The 16,118-nt window shown below is 58.5% G+C and carries 13 protein-coding genes and 1 pseudogene; 1 reads left to right on the top strand and 13 read right to left on the bottom strand.

Features of this window, described 5'->3' with window-relative positions; all coding sequences use genetic code 11:
* The 10 genes from ACTQ33_RS16325 to ACTQ33_RS16280 all read right to left on the bottom strand — a co-directional run.
* A partial coding sequence (locus ACTQ33_RS16325) for a transposase (protein ID WP_441465563.1) occupies window positions 1-285 on the bottom strand: 285 nt, incomplete at its 3' end.
* A 167-nt stretch (window positions 286-452) separates the two neighbouring features.
* Window positions 453-1,031 carry a chemotaxis protein CheW gene (locus tag ACTQ33_RS16320; RefSeq protein ID WP_441465562.1) on the bottom strand — a complete coding sequence of 193 codons (579 nt, stop codon included), beginning with the start codon at window positions 1,029-1,031 and terminating at the stop codon, window positions 453-455.
* A 78-nt stretch (window positions 1,032-1,109) separates the two neighbouring features.
* Window positions 1,110-1,829, bottom strand: a complete 720-nt coding sequence (locus ACTQ33_RS16315; protein WP_441465561.1) for a methyl-accepting chemotaxis protein — start codon at window positions 1,827-1,829, stop codon at window positions 1,110-1,112.
* Between the two features lie 57 nt (window positions 1,830-1,886).
* Window positions 1,887-3,209 carry a cache domain-containing protein gene (locus tag ACTQ33_RS16310; protein WP_441465564.1) on the bottom strand — a complete coding sequence of 441 codons (1,323 nt, stop codon included), beginning with the start codon at window positions 3,207-3,209 and terminating at the stop codon, window positions 1,887-1,889.
* Window positions 3,210-3,606: 397 nt separating this feature from the next.
* Entirely contained in the window at window positions 3,607-3,822 is a 216-nt protein-coding gene (locus ACTQ33_RS16305) for a hypothetical protein (protein WP_441465560.1), read from the bottom strand.
* Between the two features lie 47 nt (window positions 3,823-3,869).
* Complete coding sequence (locus ACTQ33_RS16300) at window positions 3,870-5,201, bottom strand: phosphomannomutase/phosphoglucomutase (RefSeq protein WP_441465559.1); 1,332 nt, start codon at window positions 5,199-5,201, stop codon at window positions 3,870-3,872.
* Window positions 5,198-6,643, bottom strand: a complete 1,446-nt coding sequence (locus ACTQ33_RS16295) for an FGGY-family carbohydrate kinase (RefSeq protein ID WP_441465558.1) — start codon at window positions 6,641-6,643, stop codon at window positions 5,198-5,200. The genes ACTQ33_RS16300 and ACTQ33_RS16295 overlap by 4 nt, the downstream gene beginning before the upstream one ends.
* Window positions 6,644-6,784: 141 nt before the next feature.
* Window positions 6,785-8,647, bottom strand: coding sequence for a hypothetical protein (locus ACTQ33_RS16290; RefSeq protein WP_441465557.1), 1,863 nt, complete (start codon window positions 8,645-8,647; stop codon window positions 6,785-6,787).
* Window positions 8,622-9,509 (bottom strand): ABC transporter ATP-binding protein, encoded by an 888-nt coding sequence (locus ACTQ33_RS16285; RefSeq protein ID WP_441465556.1) that lies wholly within the window; start codon window positions 9,507-9,509, stop codon window positions 8,622-8,624. Before ACTQ33_RS16285 ends, ACTQ33_RS16290 begins: the two co-directional genes overlap by 26 nt.
* The gene (locus ACTQ33_RS16280; RefSeq protein WP_441465555.1) at window positions 9,506-9,877 is read right to left on the bottom strand and encodes a GntR family transcriptional regulator; all 372 of its coding nucleotides are present in this window, start codon (window positions 9,875-9,877) and stop codon (window positions 9,506-9,508) included. The genes ACTQ33_RS16285 and ACTQ33_RS16280 overlap by 4 nt, the downstream gene beginning before the upstream one ends.
* Window positions 9,878-10,090: 213 nt before the next feature.
* Between ACTQ33_RS16280 and ACTQ33_RS16275 the strand changes: the two genes are divergently transcribed.
* Window positions 10,091-10,375, top strand: a complete 285-nt coding sequence (locus tag ACTQ33_RS16275) for a Dabb family protein (RefSeq protein ID WP_441465554.1) — start codon at window positions 10,091-10,093, stop codon at window positions 10,373-10,375.
* A 204-nt stretch (window positions 10,376-10,579) separates the two neighbouring features.
* Here ACTQ33_RS16275 and ACTQ33_RS16270 read toward each other — a convergent pair whose 3' ends face one another.
* The 3 genes and pseudogenes from ACTQ33_RS16270 to ACTQ33_RS16260 all read right to left on the bottom strand — a co-directional run.
* Window positions 10,580-14,551 (bottom strand): chitobiase/beta-hexosaminidase C-terminal domain-containing protein, encoded by a 3,972-nt coding sequence (locus ACTQ33_RS16270; protein ID WP_441465553.1) that lies wholly within the window; start codon window positions 14,549-14,551, stop codon window positions 10,580-10,582.
* A gap of 483 nt (window positions 14,552-15,034) precedes the next feature.
* Complete coding sequence (locus ACTQ33_RS16265; protein ID WP_441465552.1) at window positions 15,035-15,781, bottom strand: metallophosphatase; 747 nt, start codon at window positions 15,779-15,781, stop codon at window positions 15,035-15,037.
* Between the two features lie 90 nt (window positions 15,782-15,871).
* A pseudogene (locus tag ACTQ33_RS16260) lies at window positions 15,872-16,118 on the bottom strand (translation initiation factor 2); the annotation flags it as partial.

Genomic DNA, 16,118 nt, shown 5'->3' with positions numbered 1-16,118 from the left:
GTACCCCAAAAACCAGCGGTAGGCCATATTTAAGCTTACCTCCTCCGCCGTCCGCCGAAGGGACGGCAATCCATATAGATGCTGGATCAGTACTATTTTGAACAGCACCACTGGGTCTACACTTGGCCTGCCGTTGTCCTCACAGTATAATGGCTCCACCATTTCATACAGATGATTGAAATCTATTGCCTTATCTATCTTCCTCAGCAGATGCCCCTCTGGTACCAGGCTATCTATTTCCACCATCTCTATCACATTGCGATCCATCTTCCCACGTTCCAGCATCTTTCTCACCACCTGCTGCTATTATACCTCTTACAAACGAAAAAGCCCAGCCTAAACTGGACTTTTTCGACAGACTGACACCGGCATCCATCGTTTGATGGATGCCGGTGTGCAGTTGTATAGGGATATAGGGAATACCGGACCGGACAGCGTTCCGGTGGAGGCCCTTAGCCCAGGGCAGAGGCGGGCATATGGAGCAAATCCAAATCCCCCGCCGTCAGCAAAGCGTTCACATCCACCAGCAGGATGACCGCATTCCGCTTGACAATACCGGTCACATAGTCGGCATTGTGCCCGTCCTGACGGGGCGGCGGGCAGATCTCCTCCGGCAGAATGGTCTCCACATTGCTGATGGCGTCCACCAGAATGCCGATGGAACGGTCCTGGACATTGGTGACCACCATGCAGCTTTTGCCGCTGTCCACCACCGGGTCCCGGCCCAGGCGGACCCGCAAATCCACCGCCGGAATCATCTCGTCCCGGACAGCGGCCACTCCCCGCAAATACGCGGAGGATTCCGGCAGCGGCGTAATGGGTGGAATGCCGATGATCTGCACCACCTGACGGATGTTCATGCCGAACACCTGATCGCAGCAAAAAAACGTCAGATACTTGTTGCTGTTTTCCAGAGGGTCGCCGTCGGCGGCCGTCAAAATCTGCATATACTCCCAAAGGGCTTCCACCTGTTCGTCGGACAGGGTGGAGAGCCGGTCGGCAATCTTCCGGCGTAACGCATCGATCTGCATGATACATTCTCCTTACTTTCCATGGAGTTTCCGGTGCCGTCGGCGGAAAACCGACAGCACCGGCGTTTGCGATAGGATTCAATACTTGGAGGAACCGGCGTAATGGTCGCTGTATTCGGACTTGGCCGGCTGCGGCGCCACAGGTGCGGGCCGTCCGCTGAACTCCTGGCCCAGCTTAAAGTGGGAAATCTGCTGATGCATCATGTTGGCCTGACCGGACAGCTCCTGGCTGGCCGCGGCGCTCTGCTCTGCGGTGGCCGAGTTGGTCTGCACCACGTCGGCAATCTGGTCGACGCCCTTGGCAATCTCAGAAAGACGGCCGGCCTGCTCGCGGTAGGCCCGGGCCACCGTGTCGATGGTTTCAGATACCTGCTTGGTGCCGTCGGCCACCACGGCCAGAGATTCGGCGGTCAGCTTCGTCAGTTCCTCGCCGTGCTCCACGGCTTGGACAGAATTTTCAATCAGTTCATTGGTCTTCTTGGCTGCCTCGGCGCTCTTGCCCGCCAGATTGCGGACCTCATCGGCCACCACGGCGAAGCCCTTGCCTGCCGCACCGGCCCGGGCGGCCTCTACCGCGGCGTTCAGGGCCAGAATATTGGTCTGGAACGCGATGTCGTCGATGGTCTTGATGATACCGCGGATGGCGGCAGACTGAACGCTGATATCCGTCATGGCCTTGCGCATGGTGTCCATCTGCTCGTTGCTCTGGTCCACTGCGCCCTTGATCTGTTCCAGGAACTGACCGGCCTTCACGGCCTTTTCCGCTTCTTCCGTGGCCTGGCTGGACAGGTCCTGCACCGCGGAGGACAGCTCCTGTACGGAGGAGGCCTGCTCGGTGGCGCCCTGGGCCAGCGCCTAGGCGCCGCTGGCGATCTGCTCGGCGCCGGCGTTGACCTGATCGGCCGATTGGGCAATGGAGGTGAGTGTCTCGGTCAGTGTGGTGCGAATGTTCATCAGCGCCGATTTGACTTTGGCAAACTCACCGACATAATTCTGCTGTAGTGTAAACATCAGATTTCCGGCGCCAATTTGATTGAGCACAGCGGAAACTTCGTCGATGTACAGGATGTATTCCTTCAGACGTTCCACAATGCGGGCCACGCCGGCGCCCACTTCCGCCACCTCATCGTGGGTGCGGACATCCACGGTCACATCCAGCTCGCCGTCGGCCAGTTTGCTGACGGTGGCATTGAGCCGCTTGAGGGGCCGCGTAATGGACATGGCGATGATGGCGCAGATGGCGGTCACCAGAAGGACGCAGATGCCCATGCCGATGATCAAAACCCGGAGAATGGCTGCGGTATGAGATGTATACTCCGCCACAGGCATCACGCCCAACGCAATATAGCCCGTATTGCCAATGGGGACGGTGCTGCCGTAGTATTGAGTCTGGCCGCGCGTATAGAGCATGGCGTTGGAATCTTCCCTGTTGCGAATGGCATTGAGCATGTTGGCAGAGTAGCCTGCGTCGGCGGCGTTGGTGTCGATGAGGGACTGGTCGGGATGGTAGATGATCAGGCTGTTTGAATCATATACGGTCACATAGCCTGTAGTGCCTATCTTCACTTCACCCAACAGGTCCTTCATATGGTCGATGTTCAGATCCAGACCCACGACGCCCACCATGGTACCGTCGGAGTAAACGGGGCTGGCTACGCTGATTACATCACCGTTGGTACCGGTAAATACTTCCGTGACGATCGTTTCCTGCTGGGAACTCACCAGAGTATACCAGGAACGGGTTGAATAATCAAAGTCGTTGGAGGTATAGAGCATACCGTCATTCTGGATGCTTTCTCCTGTCTGGAGATTCACCAGCCAGACAGACGTTATATTTTCAGAATCCTGCTGCTGAATCAGCTGCAGCGTCTCGATCAGGCTCCGGTATTGAGAATGATCGGCAAAGGTGTCCGTTGTATCTGTCGTATCGCGTGCAATCTGCGTGGCGGCCAGACACTCGGCCACACCGTAATACCGACTGAAAAAAGAATCTATTTCATTGGCTGCTGAGTTGGTCTGAGCATCCAACTGTTCGCTTATAATTTTATTGATAATTGAAGAACCTTGCAGACCAAGAAACACACTGACGAGGATGATACAAACGATCAGAGGGCATAAAATACCCAAAAGCAGTTTTGGTGTGATACCCAGTTTGATTTGTTTGCCCCCAAGATGCATAGTGTCTTTTTCTCTTTGCATACAATTCCCTCCAGTTTGTGCTATGAACACGGGTTTCTACTTTTTTTTTCCAATACACCCATATGAGCAACGCATATGGCAAACTCGGTCAGGACCGAGCGGTTGTGTGGCAGCCGGGGCCTCCTTCCCTATGTCAAATGCAGTTATGCCACATAAATTTTATCCAGTAATTATATCGGCACAATTATTAGGGATTATAATACATGACGGAAAATTTTTTTCAAAAAATTTTTGGTTTGTCATAAAATTTTTATTTTAGCCGATAAAAAGAGCAAAAAAAATCATGTGTTCAGATGAGGCCTGGTCGTTTCGTTGTCCCCATTTTCCACTTTTGATTTGATTTGTATAGGAAAATATTTCAATAGCATACCATTTTTTAAATGGAATGCAGAGAAAACACGTGGTGCAAGAAGCGATAGGATTGATCTGCCGCCACGGCTTTAACGGTGATGAACCGCAGCTCCAACACCCGGATACCAGTGGTGCAGATGGTTTGCAGCACCAGGGCCAGACGGCGGTTTTCACTCCGCTCCGCCGCCCTGGACATAGGCGCCGATGTGCAATTCTTCCGATAACCATAAAATGATATCAAAAAAACCACCCGCCGGGCGGGTGGTTGGAAGATGGGACCATCTGAGACTATTCGGCCAGTCGGGGAACGTCCAGGGCCTGGGCGGCCTGCGCCCGCAGCTGTTGCAGACCGTGGGCCGTGGGTGCCTCCAGCCGCACGGTGAACGCCGGTTCCGTGATGGAACGGCGCAGCAGAACCCAGCTGCCGTCGGGAAATTCCAGACGGATGCCGTCCAGCCGGGACACGGCGGCCACGCTGTGGGCAGCCCATTGTTCCATCCGCGCCAGCGCAGCATCGATCTCCGCTTCACTGGCCTGGATGCGGAGATCCGGCGTGATGGCCGGATAGGAGACGCCGTCCAGCAGCTGCCGCAGGGTCCGATCGGTCCGGGACAGAATGGAAGACAGCACCGCCAGGGCATACAAACCGTCGTCTCCGGCCAGTTCCCGGAAAAAGTAGTGACCACTGACCTCTCCCGCCAGGACGCTGCCCCGTTCCATAAAGGTGCGGCGGATAAAGGCGTGGCCCGACCGCTCCATAATGGCCGTGCCGCCCCGGGCCTCCACGGCCCGGCGGAAGATGGAACTGCACTTGAGGTCATAGACCACCGTATCCCCCGGATGGACCAGATGGTTGGCGAAGATCACCAGAGCTTCTTCTGCCAGCAGCGGCACGCCGTCGCCGTCCACAAAGATGGCCCGGTCCCCGTCGCCGTCAAAGGCCACGCCGAAGTCGGCGCCGGTTTCCCGCACCCGGCGGCACAGGGCCGTCAGATGGGACGGAACGGCGGGATTGGGGTCCCGGTTGGGAAAGCTGCCGTCAAAGTCGCAGAACAGCGGTTCCACCCGGTGGCCCAGGGACGCCATGACGGCAGGAGCTGCCTGGCTCATGGCCCCATTGCCTGCGTCGATGACCAGATGGAGGGGACGGCGGACGCTGCCCGCCTTGCGGACCATATCTGCGTAAGCGTCGCCGGTATCCACCTGTGTGACGGTACCGCTGCCGGACACCGACGCGCCGGAGGCGGCCAAGTCTGCCAGATGGCGGATCTCCTCCGGCGTAATGGGCCACGGCCCCAGCATCAGCTTCAAGCCGTTGTACTTGGCCGGATTGTGGGAGGCGGTGACCTGGGCGCTGGCATAGGTTCCCAAATGGGTTTTGGAGAAATACAGCTGGGGCGTGGACACTTGGCCCACGTCGTAAACGGCGGCGCCGCCCCGGACCAGGGCTTCGATCAGCGCCGCTTTCAGCGGCGGCGTGTGAAGGCGGTAGTCGCCGCCCACCACAATGGACCGGCCTGCCAGCTCCACGGCCAACGCCGCGCCGATGGCAGACATCTCCCGTTCCGTCAAATCGACGCCATAGACGCCCCGAATATCGCAATCCTTATAGATGCTCAATCCAAATACCCCCGTTCCCGGCACGCTTCCAAAAAGGCTTCATAAGATTCCTGATACATCAGATGCACCGCTTCCCGCGGTTCAAAGCGGCGCACCGTCCGCACCATGGCCCCGGTGGCTTCCGTCAACGTCCGGCGGAGGGCTGTGGTACCGGCGATCATCGCCATGCCGAAGGCCGCTTCCACCGTCTCCGGCTCCACCAGACAGCGGCCCAGCACATCGGCCCGAATCTGGCTCCACTGGGGCGACTTGACCGCGCCGCCGGCAATGGTGATTTCGTCGCCCACGGCGCAGCCCAAGTCGGTCAGTGTGTCATAGCACAATCGCTCCACATAGGCCACGCCCTCCATGGTACCGGCGTAACGGCTCACCTCGTCATCCCGCCGCAGAATGGAGAAGCCCTGGGCTGTGGGGCACACAAAGGGGAACCGTTCGCCGGTGGTGGTCAGGGGATAGATCACATTGCCCGTGGGGACGGCGTCGGGGACCTGGGCGTTGAGCCGGTCAAAGGCGTCGGCCCCAAACCACTGATTGAGACAGATGCCGCCCACATTGCCCGCGCCGCCGGGGTACCAGTAGCCCTCCGGGTGTTTGTGGCAATAGACGCGGCCTTGAGGGTCCCGGATCAGCTGCTCCGTCACGCCCTTGAGGACCAGGGTGGTGCCGATGGTGGTGTTGTACTGGCCGGGCCGGACCACGCCCGAAGCCACACAGGAGGCATAGCCGTCGGTGGCTCCCGCCGTCACCAGGGTGTGGCGGGGCAGACCCGTCTCGGCGGCGGCCGCGGCGGTGATGGGACCGATGGGTGTACCGGGGGCCACCACCGACGGCAGCAGGGACGCATCGATGGAAAGACCCTCCAACAGCGCCGACGGCCAGCAGTCATGGACCAGATCATAGCACGTTTTCAAGGCGTTGGAATAGTCGGTGACGCCGAATTCCCCCGTCAAACATCCCACCAGATAGTCGGCCTGATGGACAAACCGCCAGGTCTGCCCATAGAGGTCCGGCCGGTGCTGTTGGAGCCAGTAGAGTTTGGGCAGGGCAAAGGAAGCACCCACGGAATAGCCCAGCGTTTCCTCCAGGGGCCGGGCGTGACGGCGTACCGTATCCAGCACAGCGGCGGCGCGGCCGTCGTTGTACATCAGGGCGTGGCACAGGGGCCGCCCCTGATGATCCAGGGGCAGAAGGGTGCCGCTGGTGCCGTCCACGGCCAGCAGAACCGGCTCCCCATGGTCCACAGGTCCCAGAGCGGCGGACAGTCGGGACAGCACCGACAGGGACGCGGCCCGCCAGTGAGCGGCGTCCTGTTCCTTGTACGGTTCCGGAGCCGTGTTGATCTGGTCATAGTGGGCGGCGGCGGTGGCCAGTACCGTACCCGACGCATCGGCAGCCACGGCGCGGACGCCCTGGGTGCCCAGGTCCAGTCCAATTAAAATCATCCGATCATCTCCCGGTGGTGTTCTGCAAATTCTGTCACCATCATACCATCCGGCGGCGGCGGGGACAAGAGAAAATCTCCGCAAAGGAAACGGCGGGAACTGCTCGCAGCAGCTCCCGCCATGGGTTTGGTATCAGAATGGTCAATTGGACGCCGTCTCGTCGTAAACCTTCAGGGTATGCCCGTGGTCCATGAGCCATTGGGCCGTCCGGGAGCCCACCGTAGGCGTCAGACTCAGATAGTCGGAGGCTACAATGGTCATGGAGTAGTCCGGGGTCTGGGTGGGGGTATCCACCGTGTGGAGAAATTCCATAAAGATGGAGGCCATGTACTGGGTTTCCAGAGACGTGTCGTAGCTGAACAGAACCGGTCGTCCGATAAGGCCCTCTTGCAGGTCCGGCAGCACCGCGTTGGTATAGAGGTCGTAGGCCTCGGATGCGGTCAGGTCCTGGGTGATGTAATTATAGGTTGGGTCTTCATAGACGCTGACATAGCCGTAGTTGATGGACCGGACCGACACATCAAAGTTGGGGACGGTGGCGGCGCTGACGATATAGGGGTCTGTGAGGATGGCCGCGAACTGCCGGGGCAGGCTGGCACTGTCCAGCCATAATGCTTCCGTACAGCAGATGTCGTAGGAGCGGGCCAGGGTCCGTCCGTTCCGGTATTGATAGATCAGGTCCAGGGAGCTGCCCTCCACGGTGGTGTCGATGGAATCGGCCCGGTCGGCCAGCAGCGCTTCCTGCTGGCCCTTCTGCTCGATGATCTGCTGATGCAGCGTCAGCAGGTCGGCAATGTGGGCTTCGTCGGTGATGACCACATCGTGGGGGAACACAGGACTGCTGAGGGTGATGCTCTCCACCTGGTCCGCCGTAGGGACGGTTTTCTCATAGCCGAAGGCGTCCAACTCCACCAGTCCCACCAACACCAGCAGACCGGCGCAGACGATGCTGAAGCCCACCCAGCCCCGGCGGAACACGTGGAAGGTCTTGCGCAGCAGAATTTCCGCCGTGAAGTAGCCCAGGAACGCGCCCAGCAGCAAGCACAGCACCACCGCCGTCAGGGCGGGGCCGCGGCTGCCGGAGAAAAACATGGTGGCGCCCACCAGGCCCAGCACCAGAGCGCAGAAGAGGGTGAAGCAGTATTTCAGGACCGGCCGCAGAGGGCGGACGGCGATGACGTCTCCGGCATACTCCATGGCCCGGCGGCGCAGGAGGAAAAAGGAGACCACCAGCAGAATCACACCGGCCAGGGCCGCCAGCAGGGGATAGGTCCAGCCGCGGAAGACGCATTGATTCACGGCATCGGCCCCGGCGCCCACGGTTTTCTCCGACAGATGTACCTTATCTAAATAGTAGAAGACCGGAGAGAAGACGGCCAGAGGCGTTCCGGCGCTGCGGGACATGCCGTAGACAAAGGAGGACAGCACGGAGTTGACCACCGTATTGACGGTGACGGCCGCCACATTCAACAGGAAATACAGGGCGGGCAGGGCCAGAAGCTGGCCCACAATGGCGGCGCAGAGCGCAGCCAGCCCATAAAAGCACAGGAATTGCAGCGTCATCAGGGCCAGCCAGATGGCGACGCAGCCCAGAGCCGGGTACCCGGTGGAGACGCCGGCGGCCCAGGTGAGCAGGGCGATGATCAGATTGGGACCCAGGCTGAAGGTCATGGCCGCCGCCAGATTGGAAAGGAAATGGGCTTCCCGCCGGATCGGCAGAGCCGCCACGGTATTGACGCTGCGGGTGTGGTACATCCAGCCGTGGAGGGCCATGGCTACGGCGGCGGCATAGACCAAATTGGCCATGGGGCCGTAGTGAATCGCACCGTTGAGGATGGCATACTGCATCTGTATCAAGCTGTAGGAGGAGTCTCCCGCCTGAAAGAGCATGGCCAGGGGCAGTGTCACCACCCATACAATGAGATAGACAATCCAGAGGGGGGCAAAGCGCGTCAGGGCCGTCCGGTAGACGGTCGGACTAAAGAACAATGGATTTGACCGCATAGTCAACACCTCCCAGTTCATAGATGAAGATCTCCTCCAGCGACAGAGGCAGCAGGTCATAGAAGATGGGCAGCGTGGCGGCAATGCGGTCGGAGATCTCCCGGGCGTTGCCCCGGAGGATCAGGGTCTGCACCCGGCCCACGGTGGACTGGTGGAGCACCGTCAGGGACGGCGGCAGAGGCCGGTCCGACACCAGCTGTACCTTGACGATGTTTTCCTGCAATTCCGACAGGGGCCGCTCCAGCAGCATTTTGCCCCGGTTCATAATACCGACATGGTCGCAGACATCCTCCAGCTCCCGCAGATTGTGGGAGGAGACCAGCACGGTAGTGCCCCGCTGGGCGGTGTCGTCGAGAATCAGGCTCCACAGCTGGCGGCGCATGACCGGGTCCAGACCGTCCACCGGCTCGTCGAGAAACAGGTAGTCGGGCCGGGTACACAGGGCCAGCCAGAAGGCGGCCTGTTTCAGCATACCCTTGGAAAGACGGCGCATGGATTGGCGCGGGTCCAGATTGAAGGCATCTCCCAGCTTTTTATATAGTTCGCTGTCAAACCGGGGATAGAGGCCCCGGTAATAGCGCATCATGTCCTGGATGGTGGCCTGGGGGTGGTAGTAAATATCGTCGGGAATGGACGCAATGCGGCTCTTGGTGTCCATACACTCATAGACCGGCGCACCGTCGATATGAACCTGTCCGCTGTCGGGCCGCAGGACGCCGGTGAGGTGACGCAGCAGCGTGGTCTTGCCGGCGCCGTTGGGTCCCACCAGACCGTAGATGGCGCCGTTGGGCACTGTCAGGTCCACCTGGTCCAGGGCACGGAAGCCGTCGAATTGTTTGACTGCCTGATGGACAGTAATCATAGTTCCACTCCTTCCAACATCTGGTGAATGCGGGATGTGAGCGAATGCTCCGAAACGCCCAGACGCAGCAATTCCGCCGCCGCGTCATCAAACGTGCTGAGCAGCTCCTCCCGCCGCCGGTCGGTGACCTCCGTCAGGGCCGCGGCAAAGGAGCCCTTACCGGCGATGGAGTAGATAAAGCCCTCAGCTTCCAGCTCCCGGTAGGCCCGCTGAATGGTATTGGGATTGATGGCCAGCTGGGCTGCCAGTTCCCGCACGCTGGGAAGCCGTTCGCCGGTGGCCAGTACGCCGGACAGGATCAGCTTGCGAAAGCCGTCCTTGACCTGCTCATAGATGGGTTTGGAATCGCGGTAATTGAGGGTTACCAAGGGCGCACCTCCTGTTCGTATACCGGACTGTATGGAAATTACTAATACAGACAGTATAAAAACCATGGGGAGATTTGTCAAGGCGACGCCGCACAATTTGGCCGGTCATGGCGGCAGACAGAATCCTGGGGTGCTGCCGCAAGAAAAAGGCATTTCCTCCCGGCGGAACTTCTGGTATACTGATGGTATCTGAATCAACAAGGAGGAGAACCCATGATTCGCCATGTGATTATGTGGAAATTCCGCGAGGGCTGCGAAGCGGAGATGCAGCAGTTTCTGGACGGCCTGCGGTCGTTGCAGGGACAGATTCCCCAAATCGTGGACATGGAGGTGGGCGTGGATGCCGCCGGCAAAGGCAATTACGACGCGGCGTTGATCGCCACCTTCCGCACCTGGGAGGACCTGGAGACTTACAAAAAGGACCCGCGCCATGTGGCGGTGTCCAGCCTTTGCAAGTCCATCCGGACCGACCGTGTGGCCGTGGACTTTGAATTCTGAGCAGAACAAAACACGTCGGAGCAAGCCATACAGAGCTTGCTCCGACGTGTTTTTACTGTTGAAAAAGACGCGTACCCCAGAATCGGGCATCCCAATGGTTTCGAGAATTCCAGCGATGATGATTCCCGTTTTTCGCGCTTGTTTCACGCGGCTTCATCGGTTCAGCAGTTCTACAAAACGCGTCATAATCTGAGCCACCTGGGCTCAGGTGGCGACGGACTGAGGGAATAGAGCACCATCCATCCCAGAGATCAAGCCCTGGTTCACCGCCCAGGCCATGGCCTGAGATGCCCAGCTGCTGACACTGGCGCCATCGGGGTATCCGGTGAGATTGCCATTGGCGTCAGGGGAACCGGCGTACCGCCACAGCATGGTGGCCAGCTGCTCGCGGGTCAGATCGTCCATCAGGTTCGCACCGTCGGAAATCCCGTGTTCCACAGCCCATTGGGCTCCGGCGTCGTACCAGGTTTGGCCCGCGGTGGTATCCACGTTGTTCAGGCGGGCCAGAACTGTAACGATCATGGCACGACTCATGGCCCCCTCCGGCGCAAAGCGGACGGCAGAGATGCCGGAAAACAGCTCCCGGCTGGCAACAAAATTGATGGCCTCCGCGCCCCAGTATCCGCTGGGGACATCGGTGAAGGACTTGGAGTTATCCACCAGATGAATGGTGTCGCCATCCTGGAGGGACACCGTCACACGATCCGTAGTGGCCAGACTGGTTTTCAGAATCTGTTGGGTCCCATCGGCCTTCACCAGCACAGCTACAGTTCCGGAAGTCCCATTTTTTACGGGGATTTCCACGGTGGTGCTGCCGTCCATGGGAAGAGTTATCGTAACAGCAGGGGCGTCAGCCACGCTGCTAGTCACCGATAGGCTGGGCGTTGGCACTTTCACGGGTTTTTCCTGGGTTACGGCATTCCAAACCGCGCTTTCCGACAGGCCCACTTTGACCTCTGTCTTACCGGTTTTGTCTACGGTGGTTACAGCAGAAGACCCGTCTATGTTCTCTACTGTAGTCTGCATGGAGCCGTCGGGATTGGTTACAGTCTCCGTCCGGTTTCCGACAGAATCGATATTCGTGGTAATCACCGTGCCGTCCGGTTTGGTCACTGTCGTGGTGGCAGAGCCGTCCGGATGCTTTTCCGTCACCGTTTGATTGCCCGAGGTGGAACTGCTTCCGCTATTAGAGGAACCACCGGAACCGGAATTACCGCCGGAGGAACCACCGGAACCGGAATCGCCGCTAGAGGAGCTGCCGGAACCGGAATTACCGCCGGAGGAACCACCGGAACCGGAATCGCTGCCGGAAGAGCCGCCGGAACCGGAATCGCCGCTAGAGGAGCCGCCGGAACCGGAATCGCCGCTAGAGGAGTCGCCGGAACCGGAATCACCGCCGGAGGAGTCGCCGGAACCGGAATCACCGCCGGAGGAGCCGCCACCGGGCTCGCCGGGCAGAGTGATGGTGTAGTCCAGGGTGACCACGGGGCTATTCCCCAGGGTGGGGGATATGGCCACGGCCCGAATCTGGAAGGTCATGGGTTTCCCGGCGGCGCCGTTGAGCGAAATGGGGCCGGTATATTGTGCCGCAGAGGTGGATACTGGGTCTGTACCGTCCAGGGTATAGTAGATGACCGCGTCTTGGGTGCTGCTGGTCAGGGTAACCTGCTGGTTGGCGGTATAGTGCCCCGGTTCGGGTTGTGCCGTGGGGGCGGCAGTCTGGACAGTAACAGGCGCTTCGAGGACGGTCACCTCAATGGTCACTGTGAGGGCAACGCCATTGGCATTCACCCCATCGGGCAGAGTGACCGTGCCGGACAAACGGAAGGTCTGCTGGGTGGTCAGGTCCGGCTGATAGTTGGTTCCCTCGACAGGCGTCCGGTTCCAGATCACATCGGCCTTGCGGGTCTGGCCGTCGCTGGTGCGGAGATCCACCTGGGTCGGGAGGGACAGAGCAGACAAGGCGGTACCGTTATCTGCTGTGATTGGGGCAGGCTCCACAATGGATTCCAGCAGCACATCCTGTGCCTGGGTGGCGGGGAAAGTGACCTGCACGGAGCGGGTATCCGCCGACTGGCCGCTGAGTTGGACCGACTGACCGTTCACCGTGGCTGTGACCGACGAGGCAAAGAGATAGCCGGACTCCGCCGTCAGGGTAAGCGTGGCGGTATAAATTGTGTCATAGTCCGCCGTGCTGTGGGCGGGGTCCCAGGTCACACCGGAGACCGTTACCCCCGTTGTATCCGAAACGGCGTCGGCATCCAGGGCCTGTCCCGCGACCGGCGCGTCCAACCCGGTGAGGGTCACCGAAGTGATCTCCTGGGGCCGGGGCGTGAGACCGCTGACCTCCACCTCATAGGAAATGGTGTAATCAAAGGCCTGGGCCTCAAAGTGATAGGCGCCGTTTTCCAATGGGTCAATGGGATTAGTTGCGCTGCCGCCGTCCGGCGACTGCTTCAGCTCCCACTTCAGCTGACTTTCCGTAGAGAGAAGTGGTACCAGACTGCCGCTGTTTCCGTAATATTGCATTGATACCACAGGCTGGGGGAAAGCGTCCAACAGGTCCTGCACAGTCTGTCCATCCTGGGCGGAATAGCTGCCGGCGGCCGGGGCCTGAGGCTGGGCAACCAGAAACGCGGTTACGGTTTTGTCGAGGGCGACATAGCGCACATGGGGCGCTTTGAGCGGATCATTGCCGGATATCACCGAATTGCCGCCCATAGGCGACATCACACTGGTGAACTGCACGTTGCCGCCCAAGGTCAGAGAACCGTTGTTCTCTACCACCGTGGAAGAACTGCTGTCCAACTTGACCGCCGTAAACTTCCCCGAGTTGATGACCGAAGCGGACTGTCCCGCTTCCACCCGGAAAACGGGAGCGGCCGTTCCCGTAATGGCAACCGCTGGAGTCGTGCCCCCCGTCTGCCCGTTCAGGTCCAGGGTCACACCGTCTTTCAGCACAATGGTATGGTCAACCTGGATGGCGTTTTGCAAGATAAGGGTGTCTCCCGATTGTGCGGCATCCATGGCCTCTTGCAGGGTTTGGAAGCCTGTGGTGTCCCCGGTGGGCTTTTGCAAAATCACATTGCCGTCGGCGCTGGGGTTACGGGCCTCAGCGGCCAAGGCGGGATAGGTGAATTTTCCTTCCTTATAAGCTGGGGATTTTTCTGGCGAAGAATTATGATTGATCCCAAAGGTCTCATATCCCGGCAGATTCTTTTCTGTCTGCGTGTTGCTGCCCACCAGGAAATAAACCTGCCGGGCCGGCAGGCTGGCGCCGCCGGGATCATCCCAGGTGGGGTCCAGAGCATACCACTGTTGCAGACCGGAGCCATCGTCCAGCTTGACGTAGTTCCAGGCGTGCTGTTCGCCGTTGGGCCGGTTATTGGTGTTATAGGCCCAGCCCTCAATATACACGTTTTCGATGTTCAGGGCGTCCAGCAGCACCTTCATGGCAGTCGCATAGCCATAGCAGACCGGGTCATCATTGGAGGTACTGGTATCATTGTCGCTGAGCAGGCCGCTGGCTGCACAGCGGGAGAAGTTGCTGGCGGAGAGCCCTTGGGCATTGTAAACATTATTAGAGGCAATCCAGTCGTTCAAATACTTCAGCTTCGCCACGGTGTCGGTGGCGGTAGAGGGGATGCCCTGCTGGATCTCCTGCACCTTGGCGTCCAATCGGTCCCGATAATTCTGCAAATTCTCACTTGTGAAACCGGGGTAAAAGAAAGGTTGCCCCCGATCCCACCGGTCCAAGACAAAGACAGAATCACCAGCATCATTGACTGCCGGGCTTCCTTCTGCCCAAGCCAGATTGGAGCTGTCTATCCAGAAAAATTCCGGATGGTCCCGAAATACGGCAAAAATGGGCCTGGCTGTAGGGGAATAACCGGAATCCTTGGGAATCACAACCTGTACGCCGGAAGGATCGGTTTCATCTTTGGCCAGTTCCTCGATCTGGCTTACAATGGCGTCATAGACCGCCTTTTCGCTGTCGTTCAGCTGCGTATAGAAATACTCGCCGGGGCCGGCTTCCCGCCGGGTCTGTGCCGAAGCATAGAGCACGTCTTGGGAACGCGCGGCATAGACCGGCAGGCCGCAGCTCCAGAGCAGGCTGACGGAAAGCAGAACACAGCATACCTGTTTGCCAAACTTCGGCAGTTGAAAGCGTTGCATATGGACCTCCTTTTTGGATTGCCGCAGTTGTACCACGGCAGTATGTGGACTGAAACCATGCGTTTTTATGCGATTCAGGATATCATATCCAGAAGAAATGGGCAATACTGTAACTGAAATTTTACGCGTTTGCGGCATGTTTTGGGATTTTTTAGAAATTATATCACGAAATTGCATCCCATATAGACTCCGGCAGATTGGCGTCTGTGACGGATTATCGCAACAGAACAGAGTTCTCAGACCCCAGAAAAAAGAAAAAACGTCTTGAAATCCTACGATTTCAAGACGTTTTTGTCTTTTGTTGCCGAAAAAGATGCAGCCTTGAAAGCCTTGCGGCTCAATTGATTCAGGGTTTTGCGCAACTTGTGTTTTTGTTTTTCTGCGCTTTTTTCAAGCCATTTCCGAACCCCTATATGACATACTGACAAAGCCGTGTGCAAACAGAGGCGAAAAAAGGGCCGTGCGTCAGCACAGCCCTTTGTCTTACTTCAGTCTTATGATCTGCTCATATAGCATGGCATATCTTTTCTCGATCACCATATTGCTGTGATAGTGGCCGAAGAACCAGTACTGGAAGGTACATTTCTGACGCACTTCGTCGAAGAACTCGGTCAGTGCGTCTTTTTTGAACATTCCTCCGCTGAACACATCCTGTATGCTGGAGGGGCAGCAGTGGCTGATGATGTAATCCACATTCCAGTGGACACGCGCCAGATTTGCTCTGGCTTCCAGATATTCCGCTTTGCTGGGCAGTTCCTCGGCCCACCAGGAACGACGGTTCACACGAAACAGCGCACCGCGCTGTTCGAGTTGCTGGAACTTTTCCTCGAAGTCAGGATCGTCCGGTTCCAGGATGCCGTCCTGGATATCATGGGAGGAAGCGCCGCCCATGGTAAAAAACTTCCTGCCATTGAGCTCATATACCTGACCTCGCATGAGGTGCAGAACGGAGGGACGTATCCTCTGGATCTGTCCACCATGCCATTCTTCTTTGGGGTAGTCTTTGTAAGCGTCATAGTTTTCGTGGTTCCCAAGCACAAATGCAGTAGTGTAGCGGAACCAGGTACGTCTGTCCTTGATCCGGATGCTGTCCATCTCCTGCGTGGTGTAGTACCTGCCGATCCGCTTCACCTGGTAGCCCAGGGAGTTCAGCAGATCCGGAAGGTCCGTGTCTCGGACAATGGCCATTTCAGCCTCTGTAAAACGAGTTTTTTCTGACGTTTGTATCATGTTCACCCCCTTCTAGGAAAAACAAAAAAGGGGCCGGAGGACGCATCTGCTTGAGATGTGTCCTCCGGCCCCTTGCTTTGACTCCTTGTGTTATTGTTCGATGTCCGCTGTGTCTCTCTCCGCCTCCGTGCTGGCCTCGCTGGCGTCTGGGGTGGTACCGGCGGCTCCGCTGTCCTCCGGGGCTTCCTCGGTGCTCTCAGGGGCCTCCTGTGGGGCCAGGCTGGCCTCGGCTTCCGCCAGCGCCTGCTCGATCAGGCCCAGGACGAAGTCCCGCTGGGTGAGCTTTACGCCGGTCCGAGCCGTTTCTCTGGCCAGGTGGGTCTTGATGCGCTGGAAG

Origin of the sequence: Candidatus Avoscillospira sp. LCP25S3_F1 (assembly GCF_052117125.1) — a bacterium.
Lineage (GTDB): Bacteria > Bacillota > Clostridia > Oscillospirales > Oscillospiraceae > Avoscillospira_A.
This window is presented reverse-complemented; position numbering and strand designations above follow the sequence as displayed.